This is a genomic window from Stutzerimonas stutzeri (genome assembly GCF_002890915.1).
Lineage (GTDB): Bacteria > Pseudomonadota > Gammaproteobacteria > Pseudomonadales > Pseudomonadaceae > Stutzerimonas > Stutzerimonas stutzeri_AF.
This window is the reverse complement of the sequence record NZ_POUT01000007.1, coordinates 100,907-117,889: the sequence shown is the minus strand read 5'-3', so window position 1 is coordinate 117,889 and position 16,983 is coordinate 100,907. Positions and strand designations below refer to the sequence as shown.

At 65.0% G+C, this 16,983-nt stretch carries 14 protein-coding genes and 2 tRNA genes; 2 read left to right on the top strand and 14 right to left on the bottom strand.

Annotated features, from left to right (window positions below; translation table 11 throughout):
- Window positions 1-100: 100 nt before the first annotated feature.
- The 8 genes from dnaB to rnr form a co-directional block, all read right to left on the bottom strand.
- Window positions 101-1,495 carry a replicative DNA helicase gene (gene dnaB / locus CXK94_RS13580; RefSeq protein ID WP_102894737.1) on the bottom strand — a complete coding sequence of 465 codons (1,395 nt, stop codon included), beginning with the start codon at window positions 1,493-1,495 and terminating at the stop codon, window positions 101-103.
- 101 nt (window positions 1,496-1,596) lie between these two features.
- Window positions 1,597-2,043, bottom strand: coding sequence for a 50S ribosomal protein L9 (rplI, locus tag CXK94_RS13575; protein WP_011914672.1), 447 nt, complete (start codon window positions 2,041-2,043; stop codon window positions 1,597-1,599).
- A 21-nt stretch (window positions 2,044-2,064) separates the two neighbouring features.
- The gene (locus tag CXK94_RS13570) at window positions 2,065-2,958 is read right to left on the bottom strand and encodes a hypothetical protein (RefSeq protein WP_102894736.1); all 894 of its coding nucleotides are present in this window, start codon (window positions 2,956-2,958) and stop codon (window positions 2,065-2,067) included.
- Window positions 2,959-2,992: 34 nt separating this feature from the next.
- Window positions 2,993-3,223, bottom strand: coding sequence for a 30S ribosomal protein S18 (rpsR, locus tag CXK94_RS13565; RefSeq protein ID WP_003283112.1), 231 nt, complete (start codon window positions 3,221-3,223; stop codon window positions 2,993-2,995).
- A gap of 28 nt (window positions 3,224-3,251) precedes the next feature.
- Window positions 3,252-3,668 (bottom strand): 30S ribosomal protein S6, encoded by a 417-nt coding sequence (rpsF, locus tag CXK94_RS13560; RefSeq protein ID WP_037041442.1) that lies wholly within the window; start codon window positions 3,666-3,668, stop codon window positions 3,252-3,254.
- A 161-nt stretch (window positions 3,669-3,829) separates the two neighbouring features.
- Window positions 3,830-6,001 carry a PAS domain-containing protein gene (locus CXK94_RS13555; RefSeq protein WP_102894735.1) on the bottom strand — a complete coding sequence of 724 codons (2,172 nt, stop codon included), beginning with the start codon at window positions 5,999-6,001 and terminating at the stop codon, window positions 3,830-3,832.
- Window positions 6,002-6,194: 193 nt separating this feature from the next.
- On the bottom strand, window positions 6,195-6,950 hold the full coding sequence (gene rlmB / locus CXK94_RS13550; protein ID WP_102894734.1) for a 23S rRNA (guanosine(2251)-2'-O)-methyltransferase RlmB: 756 nt from the start codon (window positions 6,948-6,950) through the stop codon (window positions 6,195-6,197).
- The gene (rnr, locus tag CXK94_RS13545; protein ID WP_102894733.1) at window positions 6,947-9,475 is read right to left on the bottom strand and encodes a ribonuclease R; all 2,529 of its coding nucleotides are present in this window, start codon (window positions 9,473-9,475) and stop codon (window positions 6,947-6,949) included. Before rnr ends, rlmB begins: the two co-directional genes overlap by 4 nt.
- A gap of 204 nt (window positions 9,476-9,679) precedes the next feature.
- Between rnr and CXK94_RS13540 the strand changes: the two genes are divergently transcribed.
- Both CXK94_RS13540 and CXK94_RS13535 read left to right on the top strand, forming a co-directional pair.
- Window positions 9,680-9,766: transfer RNA gene (locus tag CXK94_RS13540), tRNA-Leu, on the top strand.
- A gap of 119 nt (window positions 9,767-9,885) precedes the next feature.
- Window positions 9,886-9,972, top strand: a tRNA-Leu gene (locus tag CXK94_RS13535).
- Between the two features lie 372 nt (window positions 9,973-10,344).
- On the opposite strand, the gene CXK94_RS13530 is transcribed toward CXK94_RS13535, so the two are convergent.
- The 6 genes from CXK94_RS13530 to hfq form a co-directional block, all read right to left on the bottom strand.
- Complete coding sequence (locus CXK94_RS13530) at window positions 10,345-11,640, bottom strand: adenylosuccinate synthase (protein WP_102894732.1); 1,296 nt, start codon at window positions 11,638-11,640, stop codon at window positions 10,345-10,347.
- Between the two features lie 90 nt (window positions 11,641-11,730).
- Entirely contained in the window at window positions 11,731-12,918 is a 1,188-nt protein-coding gene (locus tag CXK94_RS13525; protein ID WP_102894731.1) for an ATP phosphoribosyltransferase regulatory subunit, read from the bottom strand.
- Between the two features lie 280 nt (window positions 12,919-13,198).
- A complete protein-coding gene (gene hflC, locus CXK94_RS13520) occupies window positions 13,199-14,065 on the bottom strand; it encodes a protease modulator HflC (RefSeq protein ID WP_102894730.1) in 867 nt (288 codons plus the stop codon).
- Complete coding sequence (gene hflK / locus CXK94_RS13515; protein ID WP_102894729.1) at window positions 14,065-15,237, bottom strand: FtsH protease activity modulator HflK; 1,173 nt, start codon at window positions 15,235-15,237, stop codon at window positions 14,065-14,067. Before hflK ends, hflC begins: the two co-directional genes overlap by 1 nt.
- A gap of 98 nt (window positions 15,238-15,335) precedes the next feature.
- Window positions 15,336-16,637, bottom strand: a complete 1,302-nt coding sequence (gene hflX, locus CXK94_RS13510) for a ribosome rescue GTPase HflX (RefSeq protein ID WP_102894728.1) — start codon at window positions 16,635-16,637, stop codon at window positions 15,336-15,338.
- Between the two features lie 11 nt (window positions 16,638-16,648).
- The gene (gene hfq, locus CXK94_RS13505; RefSeq protein ID WP_003283098.1) at window positions 16,649-16,903 is read right to left on the bottom strand and encodes an RNA chaperone Hfq; all 255 of its coding nucleotides are present in this window, start codon (window positions 16,901-16,903) and stop codon (window positions 16,649-16,651) included.
- Window positions 16,904-16,983 lie beyond the last annotated feature (80 nt).

Below are 16,983 nucleotides of genomic sequence, written 5' to 3'. Positions count from 1 at the left end.
CAGCATCGCCCGCAAGCGGGCTCCTACAAAAAGCACACGCCATTGTCGCCAGGGATAGAGGCTTTTTCTTCCACCTTCAAGCTTCCGGCTTCAAGCTGCTTTATTCGTCATCGAACTGGTAGCTGCCCGGCGCCAGGTCCTCGAAGCGCGAATACTTGCCGAGGAAGGCCAGACGGGTGGTGCCGATCGGGCCGTTCCGCTGCTTGCCGATGATGATTTCGGCGACGCCCTTGTATTCGGTTTCCGGGTGATACACCTCGTCGCGGTAGACGAACATGATGATGTCGGCGTCCTGTTCGATCGCGCCTGATTCGCGCAGGTCGGAGTTCACCGGACGCTTGTTGGGGCGCTGCTCCAGCGAGCGGTTGAGCTGCGACAGGGCGATCACCGGGCAGTTGAATTCCTTGGCCAGGCCCTTGAGCGAGCGCGAGATCTCGGAAATCTCGTTGACCCGGCTGTCGCCGCTGGAACCCGGGATCTGCATCAGTTGCAGGTAGTCGACCATGATCAGCGCGATCTCGCCGTGCTCGCGAGCCAGGCGACGGGTGCGCGCGCGCATTTCCGAGGGGCTGATGCCGGCGGTGTCGTCGATGAACAGCTTGCGGTCGTTGAGCAGGTTGACCGCCGAGGTCAGCCGCGGCCAGTCGTCGTCGTCGAGCTTGCCCGCGCGCACCTTGGTCTGGTCGATGCGCCCGAGCGAGGCCAGCATACGAATGACGATGGATTCGGACGGCATCTCCAGGGAGAACACCAGCACCGCCTTGTCGGTGCGCAGCACGGCGTTCTCCACCAGGTTCATGGCGAAGGTGGTCTTACCCATCGACGGACGCCCGGCGACGATGATCAGGTCGGCCGGCTGCAGGCCGCTGGTCGCTTCGTCGAGGTCGGTGAAGCCGGTGGACAGGCCGGTGATCGCCTCACCGGCGTTGAACAGCGTGTCGATGCGGTCGATGGCCTTGACCAGGATGTCGTTGATGCCGATAGGGCCGCCGGTCTTCGGCCGCGCCTCGGCGATCTGGAAGATCAGCCGCTCGGCCTCGTCGAGGATTTCCTCGCCGGTACGCCCCTGCGGGGCATAGGCGCTGTCGGCGATCTCGTTGCTGATGCCGATCAGCTGGCGCAGCGTGGCCCGTTCGCGAATGATCTGCGCGTAGGCCTTGATGTTGGCCACCGAGGGGGTGTTCTTCGCCAGTTCGCCGAGATAGGCCAGGCCGCCGACCTGCGACAGGTGCCCTTCCTTGTCCAGCTGCTCGGACAGGGTCACCACGTCGAACGGCGAGTTGCGCTCGGCCAGGGCGAAGATGGCACGGAAGATGAGGCGATGATCGTGGCGATAGAAGTCGCCATCGGAGACCTGGTCGAGCACGCGCTCCCAGGCGTTGTTGTCCAGCATCAGGCCGCCGAGCACCGCCTGCTCGGCCTCGATGGAGTGTGGCGGCACCTTGAGCGCGGCGGTTTCCAGGTCGTATTGCTGGGGGACACTGATGTCGTTCATGGCACTCGGAATTCGAAACGGAAAAAACAAAGGGCACGTTCCACTCGCATGGAAGCGTGCCCGATGTTACGCGTCAGGCACCAGCGGTGCCAGACGAAGGCTTAGCCGGCGACGACGATCAGCTTGACGGTCGCTTCGACGTCGGTGTGCAGGTGCACGGCCACGTCGTATTCGCCGGTCTGGCGGATGGTGCCGTTCGGCAGGCGAACTTCGCTCTTGGCCACTTCGACGCCGGAGGCGGTCAGGGCGTCGGCGATGTCGGCGGTGCCGATGGAACCGAACAGTTTGCCCTCATCGCCCGCGGTAGCGGTGATGGTGACTTCCAGTTCGGCCAGCTGAGCGGCGCGAGTTTCGGCCGAAGCCTTCTTCTCGGCAGCGGCCTTTTCCAGCTCGGCGCGGCGGGCTTCGAACTCGGCAATATTGGCCGGGGTCGCAGCGGTAGCCTTGCCTTGCGGCAGCAGGTAGTTACGGCCGTAACCGGCCTTGACGTTTACCTTGTCGCCCAGGTTGCCCAGGTTGGCGATCTTTTCCAGCAGGATGACTTCCATTTGAGTCTTACCTCTTAACTTTTAACCTTCACCGTTCGCAGGTCCCGCGCCGTTCTTGCCGGAAGCGCGACCGCGAAAATCAAACAGACTGTCGACAATGGCCAACACGGCCAGTAGCGGATAAATCAACTGCATGAACAACACCAGCGTGACGTACAGCCCCACCAGCCAGAACCGCGGCAAGCGCCCCTGCGCCACCAGCCCGTGCATCAGCGCGACACCGGCGAACACCAGCGGAACGCTGCACAGCGGTGTCAGCACCGCCAGCTGCGCGCCGAGGTTCGGCCCCAGCAGCATGCCCACCAGCAGCAGGATCGCCAGCATCGGTGGGAACCGCAGCGCACGGAACTCGCCGCCGAAACCACCCGGGTTGTACAGCACGGCCTGCCAGTAACGCCCCAGCATCAGGCTCAGCAGCGTGACGATCTGCAGCAGCGCGGCCAGCAACCCGGTCAACACCGGCGCCAGCAGCGCCTCCAGCCGCGCACGCTCGTCCGGCGAGAGCTGCTGATAGGCGTCCGACAGCGTCTCGGGCAACACTTTCTGCAGTTCGCTGGCCAGCGCCGCGATGGGCTCGCCGAATACCGCACCGAGGGCCCAGACATACAGCAGTCCGAGACCTACGCTGCACAACATCACCCGCGACCACGACGCCTGGTTGCGCAACAGCAGCGCCAGCCCCAGCGAACCGAGCAACACCAGCAGCGTGCGCGGATCGCCGAAATACCACCAGGCCAGCGCCGGCACTATGGCCCAGACCAACACACCCAGCGCATCGTTGAGACCACGGCGCAACAGCACCAGGCTGCCCGCGGCAGCGCTCAACCAGAACAGCATGGGCAGCGCCGCGGCACCGGCCACCACGAAGATGGCCTGCATGCGGCCACGCATGATGAACTCGGCCAGGGCGCGCATGCGATCTATCCCTTACTTCTGTCGACCAGCCGGATCAACGGCCGTGGCTGTCGGTGTAGGGCAGCAGGGCCAGGTAGCGGGCGCGCTTGATAGCGGTGGCCAGCTGACGCTGATAACGGGCCTTGGTTCCGGTGATGCGGCTAGGAACGATCTTGCCGGTCTCGGAGATGTAGGCCTTCAGGGTGTTGAGATCCTTGTAGTCGATCTCTTTCACGCCTTCGGCGGTGAAACGGCAGAACTTACGACGACGGAAAAAACGTGCCATGAAATAGGCTCCTCAATAGATCCGTGGATTACTCGTCAGCGTTGCTATCGCTGTCACTGTCGCTCTCGTTGGAGCCGTCAGTGTTTTCAGGGCGATCACGACGCTCGCGGCGCTCGCTACGGTTTTCCTCAGCCTTGAGCATTTCGGACTGCTCGGTCACGGCTTCGTCGCGACGAATGATCAGGTTGCGGATGACGGCGTCGTTGTAGCGGAAGTTGTCTTCCAGCTCGGCCAGGGCCTTGCCGCTGCACTCGACGTTCAGCATCACGTAGTGAGCCTTGTGCACGTTGTTGATGGCATAAGCCAGCTGACGACGGCCCCAGTCTTCCAGGCGGTGGATCTTGCCGCCGTCTTCTTCGATCAGCTTGGTGTAACGCTCCACCATGCCGCCGACCTGCTCGCTCTGGTCCGGGTGAACCAGAAAGATGATTTCGTAATGACGCATAACTGCTCCTTACGGGTTGCAGCCTGCCGACGATGCGGTCAGGCAAGGAGTGAATGACTTGTTGTCTTGCCGGTTGAAGGGCGTGCAAACGCCTGCCAGCCGGGCAAGGGGCGCCATTCTAGAGAAGGGCCGACAGCGGCGCAAGGCGAATTGGTGAAGATTTAACCAGGCGCCTGGCCGCCCGGCTTCGCGCGCTCGAGCTGGATCGCATCGAGCAGATCGCGCACCTGATGAATGTCGTAGGGCTTGAGCATCGTGCGCAGCCGCTCCAGGCCGATCTCGGCGGCATTCACCGGATAGCCCGAGGCGATCACCAGCGAAAGCTGCGGATGGCGCGCCCCCGCCTGCTTCACCAGTTCCACCCCGCTCATACCGGCCAGGCCGACGTCGGTGAGCAACACGTCGAACGCCTGCCGCTCGAGGCATTCCAGCGCCTCCTCGGCCGTCTCGCTGAGCTCCACCTGGTGGCCGAGTTCGAGCATCACCTCGCCGGTCAGCATGCGCAGCGTCGGATCGTCCTCGACGAAGAGGATCTTCAACCCCGCGTCGCCTGTCGGCCCACTGGCCGCATGACTCATCTCATCGATCTCCTCGGCCGCATCCGACTGCCCGGCCGACCGGTCGTCGGTCGAATTCGCCGCCGCAGCGCTGCGCGGCAAGTGGACCTTCACCGTGGTTCCGCCCTCTTGCTCACTCTCCAGCGTGACGAAGCCGCCGCTCTGCCTGACGAACCCGTAGACCATGCTCAGCCCGAGCCCGGCGGCATTGCGCGTGCGCTTGGTGGTGAAGAACGGCTCGAAGGCACGGGCCCGCACGTCCTCGGTCATGCCAGTGCCCTGATCGATGATGCTCAACTGCACGTAGTCACCGGGCTGCACCTCCTGCCCCGCCAGCGCAGCCTCGTCCAGCGTGCGGTTGGCCAGCCGGATGAGCAGCTTGCCGCCATCGGCCATCGCGTCACGCGCATTGACCGCGAGGTTGAGCACCACGCTCTGCAGGTTGCCGACATCCACGAAAACCGGCCAGAGCTCGTCCGCCGCCTCCAGTTCGAGCTGAACGGCCGACCCCAGCGCTCCATCGAGCAGTTCGTGCATCTGCCCGAGCAATCGCCCCAGGTGCACCGGCTGCGGTTGCAGGGGTTGCCGGCTGGCGAACGCCAGCAGTTGCGAGGCCAGACGCGCGCCCTTCTCCACGCCACTGACCGCCGAATCCAGCCGTCGCAGCGCGGTTTCATCATTGCCGAGGCTGCGCCGCAGCAGCTGCAGGTTGCCGCCGATGATCTGCAGCATGTTGTTGAAGTCATGGGCGATGCCGCCCGTAAGCTTGCCTACCGCCTCGAGCCTCTGCGCCTGCAGCAGCGCCTTTTCGGTCGCCAGCCGCTCGACTTCGCTCTGCTGCAGTGCCTCGGTCCGCTCGCGCACCAGCTCCTCGAGATGCTCGCGGTAGCCGCGCAGCTCCTCTTCATTGCGCTGCTGCTCGGTCACGTCATGGCCCTGGACGAAGATGCCGAAAACCTCGCCATCGTGCTCGGTGATCGGCTGCAGGACGAAGTCCACGATCACCTTTTCCGGCTCGACGCCGGGCTGGCGCTGGAGGAAGAGCGACATCCGCTTACCGATGTAGGGTTCGCCCGTCCGGTAAGCGTGGTCGAGCAGCTCGACCAGCCCCTGCGCCTCGATCTCCGGCAGCCCTTCGCGGACCGGCTTGCCGAGCAGCTGACGGTGGCCGGTCAGGCGCCGGTAGGCATCATTGACTAAGGCAAAGACGTGCTCGGGCCCACGCAGAAAGCAGACGAAACCCGGCGCCTGGGCGAACAGCCGCCGCAGCTGGTTGCCTTCGGCCTGCAGCAGCCGTGCCCGGGACATCACGCCCTGCTCGAGCTGCTGCACCGGCTGCCGGCCGGCGGCGGCGCGGTGCGGCGAATCCTTCAGCAGCTCGGTGATGTCCGCGGTGTTCTGCAGGATCGCAGCGACCTCGCCCCGCTCGTCCAGGATCGGCGTGTGGGTGGCGCTCCAGTAGCGCTCCTCGCTCACCGGCCCGCCCGGCGTCTGGCGCACGATGGAATAGCGGATGACCGGCAGCGAGTCGACCGTCTTGTCGCTGAGCACCCGGGCGAATGAATCCAGCAGTTCCTGCACGTGGGTCGACTCCGGATGCTCAGGATCGACGGCGAATGCCTCGTGCAAGCGCTGGCCGCGAATGTCGTCCAGGCGACGCCCGGTGAGCGCCAGATAGGCAGGGTTGGCATCCAGGATCACCAACTCCGGATCGAGCAACACGTAGGCATTGGGAGAATGCCTGAACAGGCTTTCGAAGGACGGGCGGTGCTGCATACAACCTCCATGGTACGAGCCTGACGCCACGTAACGAACATTCAGGGCGGCTCCGGCAGCATCCGGAGCGTTTCATGCCGACAAGCGCAGCCGTTGTCTGCGGCCAGGGACTGGACAGCGATTGACCACGAAAAGGCCGATCCGTTTCAGCCGGCACCAGCGCCGGCCAGCAGAGCCTCGCCCACGGCGCAGGTCAGGCCGGCGCCGCGCCGGCCTTGCGCTGGCGCAGCGCCTCGAACAGGCAGACGCCGGTGGCGACCGAAACGTTGAGGCTGCTGACGCTACCGGCCATGGGCAGGCGCACCAGGTAATCGCAATGCTCGCGGGTCAGGCGCCGCATGCCCTTGCCCTCGGCGCCCATGACCAGCACGATCGGGCCGGTAAGGTCCTGCGCATAGAGCTCCTGCTCGGCCTCGCCGGCGGTGCCGACGACCCACAGCCCCTTCTGCTGCAGCTTTTCCAGCGTACGCGCCAGGTTGGTCACCGCCACCAGCGGAATCACCTCGGCGGCGCCACAGGCGACCTTGCGCACCGTGGCATTGAGCGTCGCGGACTTGTCCTTGGGCACGATCACCGCCAGCGCGCCGGCGGCATCGGCGGTACGCAGGCAGGCGCCGAGGTTGTGCGGATCGGTGACGCCATCGAGCACCAGCAACAACGGCGGTCCCTCGGCGCGATCGAGCAGTTCCTCGAGCATTGCCTCGCCCCAGACCTGGCTGGGGCTGACCTCGGCGATCACTCCCTGGTGCACGCCCTCCACCCAGGCGTCCATTTCGCGCCGCTCGCACTGCCCGACCCGCACCCGCGCCTGGGCCGCCAGTTCCAGCACGCCCTGCACCCTTGGATCGCCACGGCCCTCGGCCAGCCAGACCTGCTTGACGCGCTTGGGATGATGGCGCAACAGCGCCTCCACGGCATGCAGGCCGTAGATCCTCTCCAACTGGCTCATGACTTGGCCTTACGCTTTCTGGGGCCCGCGCCGCTGGCGGCCGGCTTGCTCGCCGGCTTGCCGCCCGCCTTGGGCTTGGCCGCGCCACGCTTGGCCTTGCCGGCCGAAGCCTTGCCGCCCTTGGCACTCCGGGCCTCGTCCAGCAGCGCCTTCTTCAGCTCGCGACTCTTGCGCACATCGGCATTGCCGGACTCCTGAGTCGCCCGCGAAGCACGGCCGGCCGGCTCGCGCTCGCCCTTGCCGCCGCGCTTGCGCTCCTCACCGGAGGTCTTGCTGCCGCCGCTGATCAGCTCGAAATCGATCTTGCGCTCGTCGAGATCGACGCGCATGACCCGCACCTCGACGCTGTCGCCCAGGCGGAAACTGCGACCGCTACGCTCGCCGGACAGGCGATGGTGCAGCGGATCGAAGTGGTAGTAGTCGCCAGGCATCGCGGTGACGTGCACCAGGCCCTCGACGTAGATGTCGGTGAGCTCGACGAACAGGCCGAAGCCGGTCACCGCGGTGATCACGCCCGGGAAGGTCTCGCCGACGCGGTCCTTCATGAACTCGCACTTGAGCCAGTTGACCACGTCGCGCGTGGCCTCGTCGGCGCGGCGCTCGGTCATCGAGCACTGCTCGCCCAGTTGCTCCAGCGCCGCCTCGTCGTACGGATAGATGCGCGCCTTGGGCATGCTCGCCGCGCCTTCGCGGCGCACGTGCGGGGTATCGCGGCGGGAACGGATGACGCTGCGAATGGCGCGATGCACCAGCAGGTCCGGATAACGCCGGATCGGCGAGGTGAAGTGCGCGTAGGCCTCGTAGTTCAGGCCGAAGTGGCCGTGATTCTCTGCGCTGTAGACGGCCTGGCTCAGCGAACGCAGCATGACCGTCTGGATCACGTGGTAGTCCGGGCGCCCCTGGATGCGCTCCAGCAGCGCCTGGTAATCCTTCGGCGTGGGACCTTCCTTGCCCTTGTGCAGGCTGAGCCCCAGCTCGCCGAGGAAGGCGCGCAGCTTTTCCTGGCGCTCCAGCGGCGGGCCGTCGTGCACGCGGTACAGCGCGGGGATGTCGTGCTTCTGCAGGAACGCCGCGGTGGCGACGTTGGCGCAGAGCATGCACTCCTCGATCAGCTTGTGCGCGTCGTTGCGCTCGGTCGGCTTGATCTCGGCGATCTTGCGCCCGGCGCCGAAGACGATGCGTGTCTCCTGGGTCTCGAAGTCGATCGCGCCGCGGGTATGGCGCGCCTTGAGCAGCACCTTGTACAGCGCATACAGCTGCTTGAGGTGCGGCAACACCTCGGCGTATTCGGCGCTCAGCCGCTTGCCCTCGGCGGACCTGGGCTGCTCGAGCATGCAGCTGACCTTGTTGTAGGTCAGCCGCGCATGGGAGTGGATCACCGCCTCGTAGAACTGATAGTCGGTCATCTTGCCCGACTTGCTCAGGGTGATCTCGCAGACCATCGCCAGGCGATCCACGCGCGGGTTCAGCGAGCACAGGCCGTTGGACAGCTCTTCGGGCAGCATCGGCACCACCCGTTCGGGGAAGTACACCGAGTTGCCGCGTACCTCGGCCTCCTTGTCCAGCGCCGAGCCGACCTTGACGTAGTGGGAGACGTCGGCGATGGCGACGTACAGGCGGAAGCCGCCGGTCAGCAGCTTCCAGCCGCCGGGCTTCTCGCAATAGACCGCGTCGTCGAAATCCCGCGCATCCTCGCCGTCGATGGTGACGAAGGGCAGGTGGCGCAGATCGACGCGCTTGTGCTTGTCCTTTTCCTCCACCTCGGGCTTGAGCCGGGACGCTTCCTTCAGCACCGCTTCCGGCCAGACGTGGGGAATGTCGAAGCTGCGCAGCGCCACGTCGATTTCCATGCCCGGCGCCATGTAGTTGCCGATCACCTCGACGATGTCGCCCTGCGGCTGGAAGCGCGGGGTCGGCCAGTGGGTGATCTTCACCTCGACGAACTGGCCGGGCTTGGCATTCAGCGCGCGCCCCGGCGTGACCAGCACTTCCTGCTGGATCTTGGGATTGTCGGGGATGACGAAACCGACGTCGCTCTCGATGTGGTAGCGCCCGACGATGCTCTCGTGGGCGCGGCTGATCACCTCGACGATCGCGCCCTCGCGTCGGCCGCGGCGATCGAGACCGGCAACCCGCGCCAGGCAGCGGTCGCCATCGAAGACCAGACGCATCTGCGCCGGACTGAGAAACAGGTCGTCGCTGCCATCGTCGGGAATCAGGAAACCGAAACCGTCGCGATGACCGCTGACGCGGCCGCAGACCAGGTCCAGCTTGTCCACCGGGGCATAGGTGCCGCGCCGGGTGTAGATCAGCTGGCCATCGCGCTCCATGGCGCGTAAGCGGCGGCGCAGCGCTTCGATGTCTTCTTCGGAGACGAGCCCGAACTCATCGACCAGCTGTTCGCGGGCGGCGGGAGAGCCACGCTCGCTGAGGTGCTGGAGGATCAGCTCGCGGCTGGGAATGGGGTTTTCGTACTTTTCCGCTTCGCGAGCGGCCTCGGGATCGAGGGATTGCCAATCGGCCATTAAGAGATGTCACCTTTCATTCATTTATAGGGACAGAACGTCCTGCGTCTATTGAAGCGCGAATCGCTCCCCGGCGGCAGCTTTCAGGCGAATTATTTTTCGCCGTCAGGGGTTTACAAGGCCAGACCTCGGCCGTATAGTTCGCGCCCACAATGTCTGGCAGACGTTGTAACACGGAAACGGCCAAGTATCATCGTTTCCCGTGCCCAGGTGGCGGAATTGGTAGACGCACTAGGTTCAGGTCCTAGCGGTGGCAACACCGTGGAAGTTCGAGTCTTCTCCTGGGCACCACTATTCGAATGAGACCCGCGACACGCGCGCGAGTCTCATGCAGAAACGAAGAATGCCGACTTCGGCTGGTTTCGACCGGCAAAACGGCAAAGCAAGTCGATGAGCGATCATCGCAATGTGCCCAGGTGGCGGAATTGGTAGACGCACTAGGTTCAGGTCCTAGCGGTGGCAACACCGTGGAAGTTCGAGTCTTCTCCTGGGCACCACTCTTCAAGAAAAAACCGAGCCAAGGCTCGGTTTTTTTATGCCCGCCGGTTGCGTAGCCGGCCGTAAGGCAACCTGTAGGGTGGGCATCAGCCCACCCTACGGATCCCGCCCGCCATGGCGGACGTCTCCTTCTCATATCCCAGACAGCGAAAGACCGCCCGAAAGCTAATGCCGATCAGATAAGGCTTTTTGTCCACTCTGTGGTTACGGCAGAGGGCGCTTTTTGTAGGAGCCTGGGGGACGCCCAGTCCTTGCCGGCGATCGGCGGTTCAACAGCATCGCCAGCAAGCTGGCTCCTACACAGGCCGACATTTCACGCTTAACTGACTGGCATTAGCCGAAGGCGGTCTCTGCATAGCGGCAAGGCTAGATCAGGCGTACGGGTGGCGCAGCACGATGGTCTCGTTGCGGTCCGGGCCGGTGGAGATGATGTCCACCGGCGCCTCGATCAGTTCCTCGATACGCTTGATGTAGGCACGCGCGTTGGCCGGCAGCTCGTCCAGGCTCTTGGCACCCACGGTCGACTCGTTCCAACCCGGCATTTCCTCGTAGACCGGCTGCAGGCCGTCGTAGCTGTCGGCATCGGTCGGCGCATCGACCAGCACCTCGCCGTTGCGATCCTTGTAGCCGACGCAGAGGCGGATGGTGTCCAGGCCGTCGAGCACGTCCAGCTTGGTCAGGCAGATGCCCGAGATGCTGTTGATCTCGATGGCCCGGCGCAGGATGACGGCATCGAACCAGCCGCAACGGCGGGCGCGGCCGGTGGTCGAGCCGAACTCATGGCCGCGCTCGGCCAGGCGGGCACCGGTGTCGTCGAACAGCTCGGTGGGGAACGGGCCGGAGCCGACACGCGTGGTGTAGGCCTTGGTGATACCGAGGATGTAGTCCAGGTACAGCGGGCCGAAGCCCGAGCCGGTGGCGGTGCCGCCGGCGGTGGTGCTGGAGCTGGTGACGTACGGGTAGGTGCCGTGGTCGATATCCAGCAGCGAGCCCTGGGCGCCCTCGAACATGATGCAGGCGCCCTGCTTGCGCAGCTCGTGCAGACGCGCGCTGACGTCGGTGATCATCGGCCGGAGGATATCGGCGTAGGCCAGCGCCTCGTCGAGGGTCTTCTGGAAGTCGACCGGCTCGACCTTGTAGAAATCCTGCAGGATGAAGTTGTGGTACTCCAGCAACTCGCGCAGCTTGACCGTGAAACGCTCGGGATTGAACAGGTCGCCGATGCGCAGGCCGCGACGCGCGACCTTGTCCTCGTAGGCCGGGCCGATGCCGCGGCCGGTGGTGCCGATCTTGCCTTCCGAGCGGGCCGCTTCGCGCGCCTGGTCCAGCGCCACGTGGTACGGCAGGATCAGGGTGCACGAGGGGCTGATGCGCAGACGCTCGCGCACCGGCACGCCCTTCTCCTCCAGCTTGGTGATCTCGCGCAGCAGTGCATCGGGAGCGACCACCACGCCGTTGCCGATCAGGCACTGCACGTTGTCGCGCAGGATGCCGGACGGAATCAGGTGCAGCACGGTCTTCTCACCATCGATGACCAGGGTGTGACCGGCATTGTGGCCGCCCTGGTAACGCACAACCGCAGCCGCCTGATCGGTCAGCAGATCGACGATCTTGCCCTTGCCCTCATCACCCCACTGGGTGCCCAGGACCACGACATTCTTACCCATAACCCTTTGTCCTCTTCGGCGAAGCATACCGGCCACAACCGGCGATAATCGAAACCTGGCCGCCGCCGCGAGAGCGCGGCGCCACAGCCATCAGGACGCCAGCGGAGCCACCGTCCAGACACCATTACTCAACAGCAACTGCCGATCACAGCCCAGCTGCGCGGCATCGCTCCGCGACTGACCATCCAGTGCCTGCACCACACGCTCACCCTGGCGCCGCAGCTCGCAAATCGCACTCCACAGCCCCGGCTCATCGCCGTGCGGCGCCCAGATTCCGGAAATCGGCGTGGTCAGATCGGCATTACCGAGACCGACCAGCGTTTTCAGGTCGGTGGAGAAGCCGGTCGCCGGCCGCGCACGGCCGAAATCGGCGCCGATATCATCGTAGCGCCCGCCCTGGGCGATCGACTGCCCCACGCCCGGCACGAACACCGCGAACACCACCCCCGTATGGTAGTGATAGCCCCGCAGCTCGCCCAGGTCGAAGTACAACGGCAACCGCGGATAGCGTGCCGCGAGCTGCTCGGCGATGAGCGTCAGCGTATCGAGCGCCTTCTGCACCTCGGCGGGCGCGCCCGCCAGCGCGACCCGGGCTTCGTCGAGTGCTTCCCGGCCACCGCACAGGCGTGCCAGCGCCCGCAACATCCCGGCCAGGGACGGATCGAGCGCAGCGGTCAATTCGGCGATCTCGTCCATCGCCTTGCGCTGCAGCGCGTCGAACAGGCGCTGCTCGGCCTCGCCACTCAGTGCGGCCGCCTTGGCCAGGCCGCGATAGATACCGACATGACCGAGGTCCATGTGCACGTCGGGCACATCGGCCAGCTCGAGCACCTCCAGCATCAGGCTGATGACTTCGAGATCGCTGGACGCAGAAGCATCACCGTACAGTTCTGCACCGAGCTGGATGGGGCTACGCGAGGTGGAGAGCGCCTGCGGCTTGGCATGCAGCACGCTGCCGGCGTAACACAGGCGGCTCGGGCCCTCGCGGCGCAGGGTATGCGCATCGACTCGCGCCACCTGCGGCGTGATGTCGGCACGCAGCCCCATCTGCCGGCCGGAAAGCGGATCGATCACCTTGAAGGTGCGCAGGTCCAGGTCCTGGCCGGAACCGGTCAACAGCGACTCGAGAAACTCCACGTGCGGGGTGATGACCAGCTCATAGCCCCAGCACTGGAACAGGTCCAGCACGCGACGTCGTGCGGTTTCGATACGCGCCGCCTCCGGCGGCAGCACCTCTTCGATGCCATCTGGCAGGAGCCAGCGGTCTACCGTTGCCATTCGCGAAATCACCTCTTCCGGTAAGCCCAGACGAAAACCGCGGCAGCAGCCTCGGCTGGCCTCCGGTCGCGTGCTGTCGTATTCGAACCATGGCATCCGAGCCATGCCCCTCGGGGGATCGGCATGACCAGCGCATGCCTGGGATAGTCTGCGACCACGGGGGCACAGACGCAAAAAAGCCGGGATTTTCCCGGCTGGCGGATCATAGCAATGTTTTGCCGACGGGTCACCCGGCGGGCGGCATTGCGCCGCCGGGTGGCTCTGCCAGCGCCATGACGCGCTACTTGCTGTTCTCCAGGTAACGGAAGAACTCGCTCTTGGGATCGAGCACCAGGACGTCTTCCTTGCTGGCGAAACTTTCGCGGTAGGCCTGCAGGCTGCGATGGAAGGCGTAGAACTCCTGATCCTGCCCATAGGCGGCGGCATAGATCGCCGCGGCCTGCGCATCGCCGTCACCGCGCATCTCCTCGGCCTCGCGGAAGGCCTCGGCGAGCAGCACGCGGCGTTGACGATCGGCGTCCGCACGAATGCCTTCGGCCAGCTCCTTACCCTTGGCGCGGTGTTCGCGCGCCTCGCGCTCGCGCTCGGAGCTCATCCGCTCGAACACGCTGCGATTCACTTCGCGCGGCAGGTCGATGCCCTTGACCCGCACGTCCACCACCTCGATGCCCAGCTCCTGCTGCGCAGCACGGTTCAGGCTGTTGGTGACCTGCGCCATCAGCTCGTCGCGCTGCCCGGATACCGACTCGTGCAGGGTGCGCTTACCGAACTGGTCGCGCAGCGCCGCCTCGAGACGGCGCGCCAGGCGCTCGTCGGCAATCTGCTTCATGCCGGAGGTCGCGGTGTAGAAGCGTTCGGCATCGTCGACCCGCCACTTGGCGTAGGAGTCCACCATCAGCGCCTTCTTCTCCAGAGTCAGGAAGCGGGAGGTGGTGGTATCCAGCGTCAGCAACCGCGCATCGAACTTGCGCACGCTGTTCACGTACGGAATTTTCATGTGCAGCCCCGGCTTCACGTCGGGCTCGACGATCCGGCCGAAGCGCAGCATCACGGCACGCTCGGTCTGCGAGACGATGTAGAAGCTGTTCCACAGCACCAGCGCCAGCACCACACCCACGATCAGGGCCGTCAGGGATTTATTGCTCATCAGCGGCTCTCCCTCGTACGCACTTCACGCGGGTCCAGTTCCTGCGGCAGGCGCGAACTCTGCGCTGCCGCGCCCGATGCCACTCCGGCCGGCGCCGGCGTGCTGGCGCCACGGCTGTTGATCATCTTGTCCAGCGGCAGATAGAGCAGGTTGTTCTGCCCGCTTTCGCCCGTGACCATGACCTTGCTCGTATTGCTCATGACTTCCTGCATGGTTTCCAGATACAGACGCTCGCGCGTGACATCCGGTGCCTTGCGGTATTCGGCGACCAGCTTGCTGAAGCGATCGGCCTCACCCTGGGCACGGGAAATCACCGCATCCCGGTAGCCGCTGGCCTCTTCCAGCATGCGCTGGGCCTGGCCGCGCGCCTCGGGAATCACCCCGTTGGCGTAGGATTCGGCCTGGTTCTTCTCGCGCTGCTCGTCCTCGCGGGCACGGATCACGTCGTCGAAGGCTTCCTGGACCTCACGCGGCGCCGCCGCGCTCTGCAGGTTGACCTGGGTGACGACGATGCCGGTGCCGTAGTTGTCGAGGAAACGCTGCAAACGCTCCTTGACCTCGCCAGCCATGGCCTCGCGACCCTCGGTCAGCACCTGGTCCATGGCGGTGGAGCCGACCACGTGACGCACGGCACTGTCGGTGGCGTGCTGCAGACTGACTTCCGGCTGGTCGACGTTGAGCACGAAGGACTGCAGGTTGCTGATCTTGTACTGAACGGTGAGCGGCACCTCGATGATGTTTTCATCCTCGGTGAGCATCTGCCCCTGCTTGCTGTAGGAGCGCTCGCGGGTGACGTTCTCCTGGAACTTGCGATCGATCGGCGGGAAATAGATGTTCAGGCCCGGCCCCACCGTCTCGTGATACTTGCCGAAGCGCAGCACCACCGCCTGTTCCTGCTCGTCGACGATGTAGATGGCGTTGAACAACCACACGGCCAGCAGCACGACCAGGGCGATCCAGACCAGGCCGAAACCGCCGCGCTTGCCGCTACCGCCGCCAAAACCGCCACCACGCTTCTTGCCGCCGAACATGCCGTTCAGGCTCTCCTGCAGCTTGCGGAACGCCTCGTCGAGGTCCGGCGGACCCTTCTGGTCGCCGCCACGACGACCGCCGCCGCCACTGCCCCAGGGATCCTGGTTGTTCGAGTTGCCACCCGGCTCATTCCAAGCCATAGCGCTCTCCATTCAAATAAAGCTAAAGGCGCGCCCACGGCGCGCCCGCCAATGCTACAGAAAGCCCCGAGCGCCCGGCAAAATTGCCGATGCGGGCTTTATTGCAAAGTGTGTTGCTCGAGAAAAGCGTCCAACGGCAAGCCTGCGCGGCTGATCAGGCGATTCAATTCGATGCGGGGCAGGCGGATCTCCAGCAGACTGCCACCCTCCTCGTCATGGGATTCGCGCTGCACCGCGCCGAGTTCGAAGAGCTGCGCCCGCAGGCGTCCGAGCCGCTGCGGCAGGCACAGCGTACCGACGAACAGATCGTCGCCGAGCAGTTCGGCAATCGCCTGGCGCAGCAGATCGAGCCCCAGCCCCTCACGCGCGGAAACCCAGACCCGCTGCGGCCTGCCATCGGCATCGCGCTGGATCTGCGGCTCGATGCCGTCCATCAGATCGACCTTGTTGTAGACCTCCAGCAGCGGCAACTCCTGGGCACCGATCTCGCCCAGCACCGCCAGCACCTGCTCGATCTGCTGGTCGCGCTCGGGCTCGTGGGCATCGATGACATGCAGCAACAGGTCGGCATTGCTGGACTCCTCCAGTGTCGCGCGGAAGGATTCCACCAATTTGTGCGGCAGGTGCCGGATGAAACCCACGGTATCGGCCAGCACCACCGCCCCGACGTCCTCGAGTTCCAGTCGACGCAGGGTCGGATCGAGCGTGGCGAACAACTGGTTCGCGGCGAAGACTTCGGACTCGGTCAAGGCATTGAACAGCGTGGACTTGCCGGCGTTGGTATAGCCGACCAGGGAAACCGAGGGAATGTCGGCGCGGCGTCGGCCACGCCGGGCCTGCTCGCGCTGACCGCGGACCTTTTCCAGGCGCTGCTTGATCTGGCGGATGCGTACCCGCAGCAGGCGCCGGTCGGTCTCCAGCTGGGTTTCCCCCGGGCCGCGCAGGCCGATACCGCCCTTCTGCCGCTCCAGGTGGGTCCAGCCGCGGACCAGCCGGGTGCTCATGTGCTCGAGCTGCGCCAGTTCGACCTGCAGCTTGCCTTCATGGGTTCGCGCACGCTGGGCGAAGATATCCAGGATCAGGCCGGTCCGGTCGAGCACGCGACACTCGAGCGCGCGCTCGAGGTTGCGCTCCTGGCTGGGGGTCAACGTGTGGTTGAAGATGACCAGCTCGACCTCGCCTTCCTTGACGAGATCATGCAACTCCTCGACCTTGCCGCTGCCGATCAGGAACTTGGCGGACGGCTGGTGACGGGCGACGTTGACGAAGCCAACCGCCTCGGCACCCGCCGAGCGGGCCAGCTCCTGGAATTCCTGGGGATCCTCGCGCGCCGCGGGGTCCTGACCATCCAGGTGCACCAGAATGGCCCGTTCACCACCGCCGGGACGTTCGAAGAACAAGGAAGCCCCCCTCAGTCGTTACCCGACTCGGATTGCTCGGCGTCACCCGCGGTAGGCAGACGCACGGGGCGGCCCGGAACGACGGTGGAGATCGCGTGCTTGTAGACCATCTGGCTGACGGTGTTCTTCAAGAGGATGACGAATTGGTCGAAGGATTCGATCTGACCCTGCAGCTTGATGCCATTGACCAGATAGATGGAAACCGGGACGCGTTCCTTACGCAGTGTGTTGAGGTAAGGGTCTTGTAGCGAATGCCCTTTTGACATGTGCCGCACTCCTTAGAGGATCTTTTCATTAGTTTTTAAAATTACAACCGACGATCCACTTGTTGAGAATAGACGGTCAA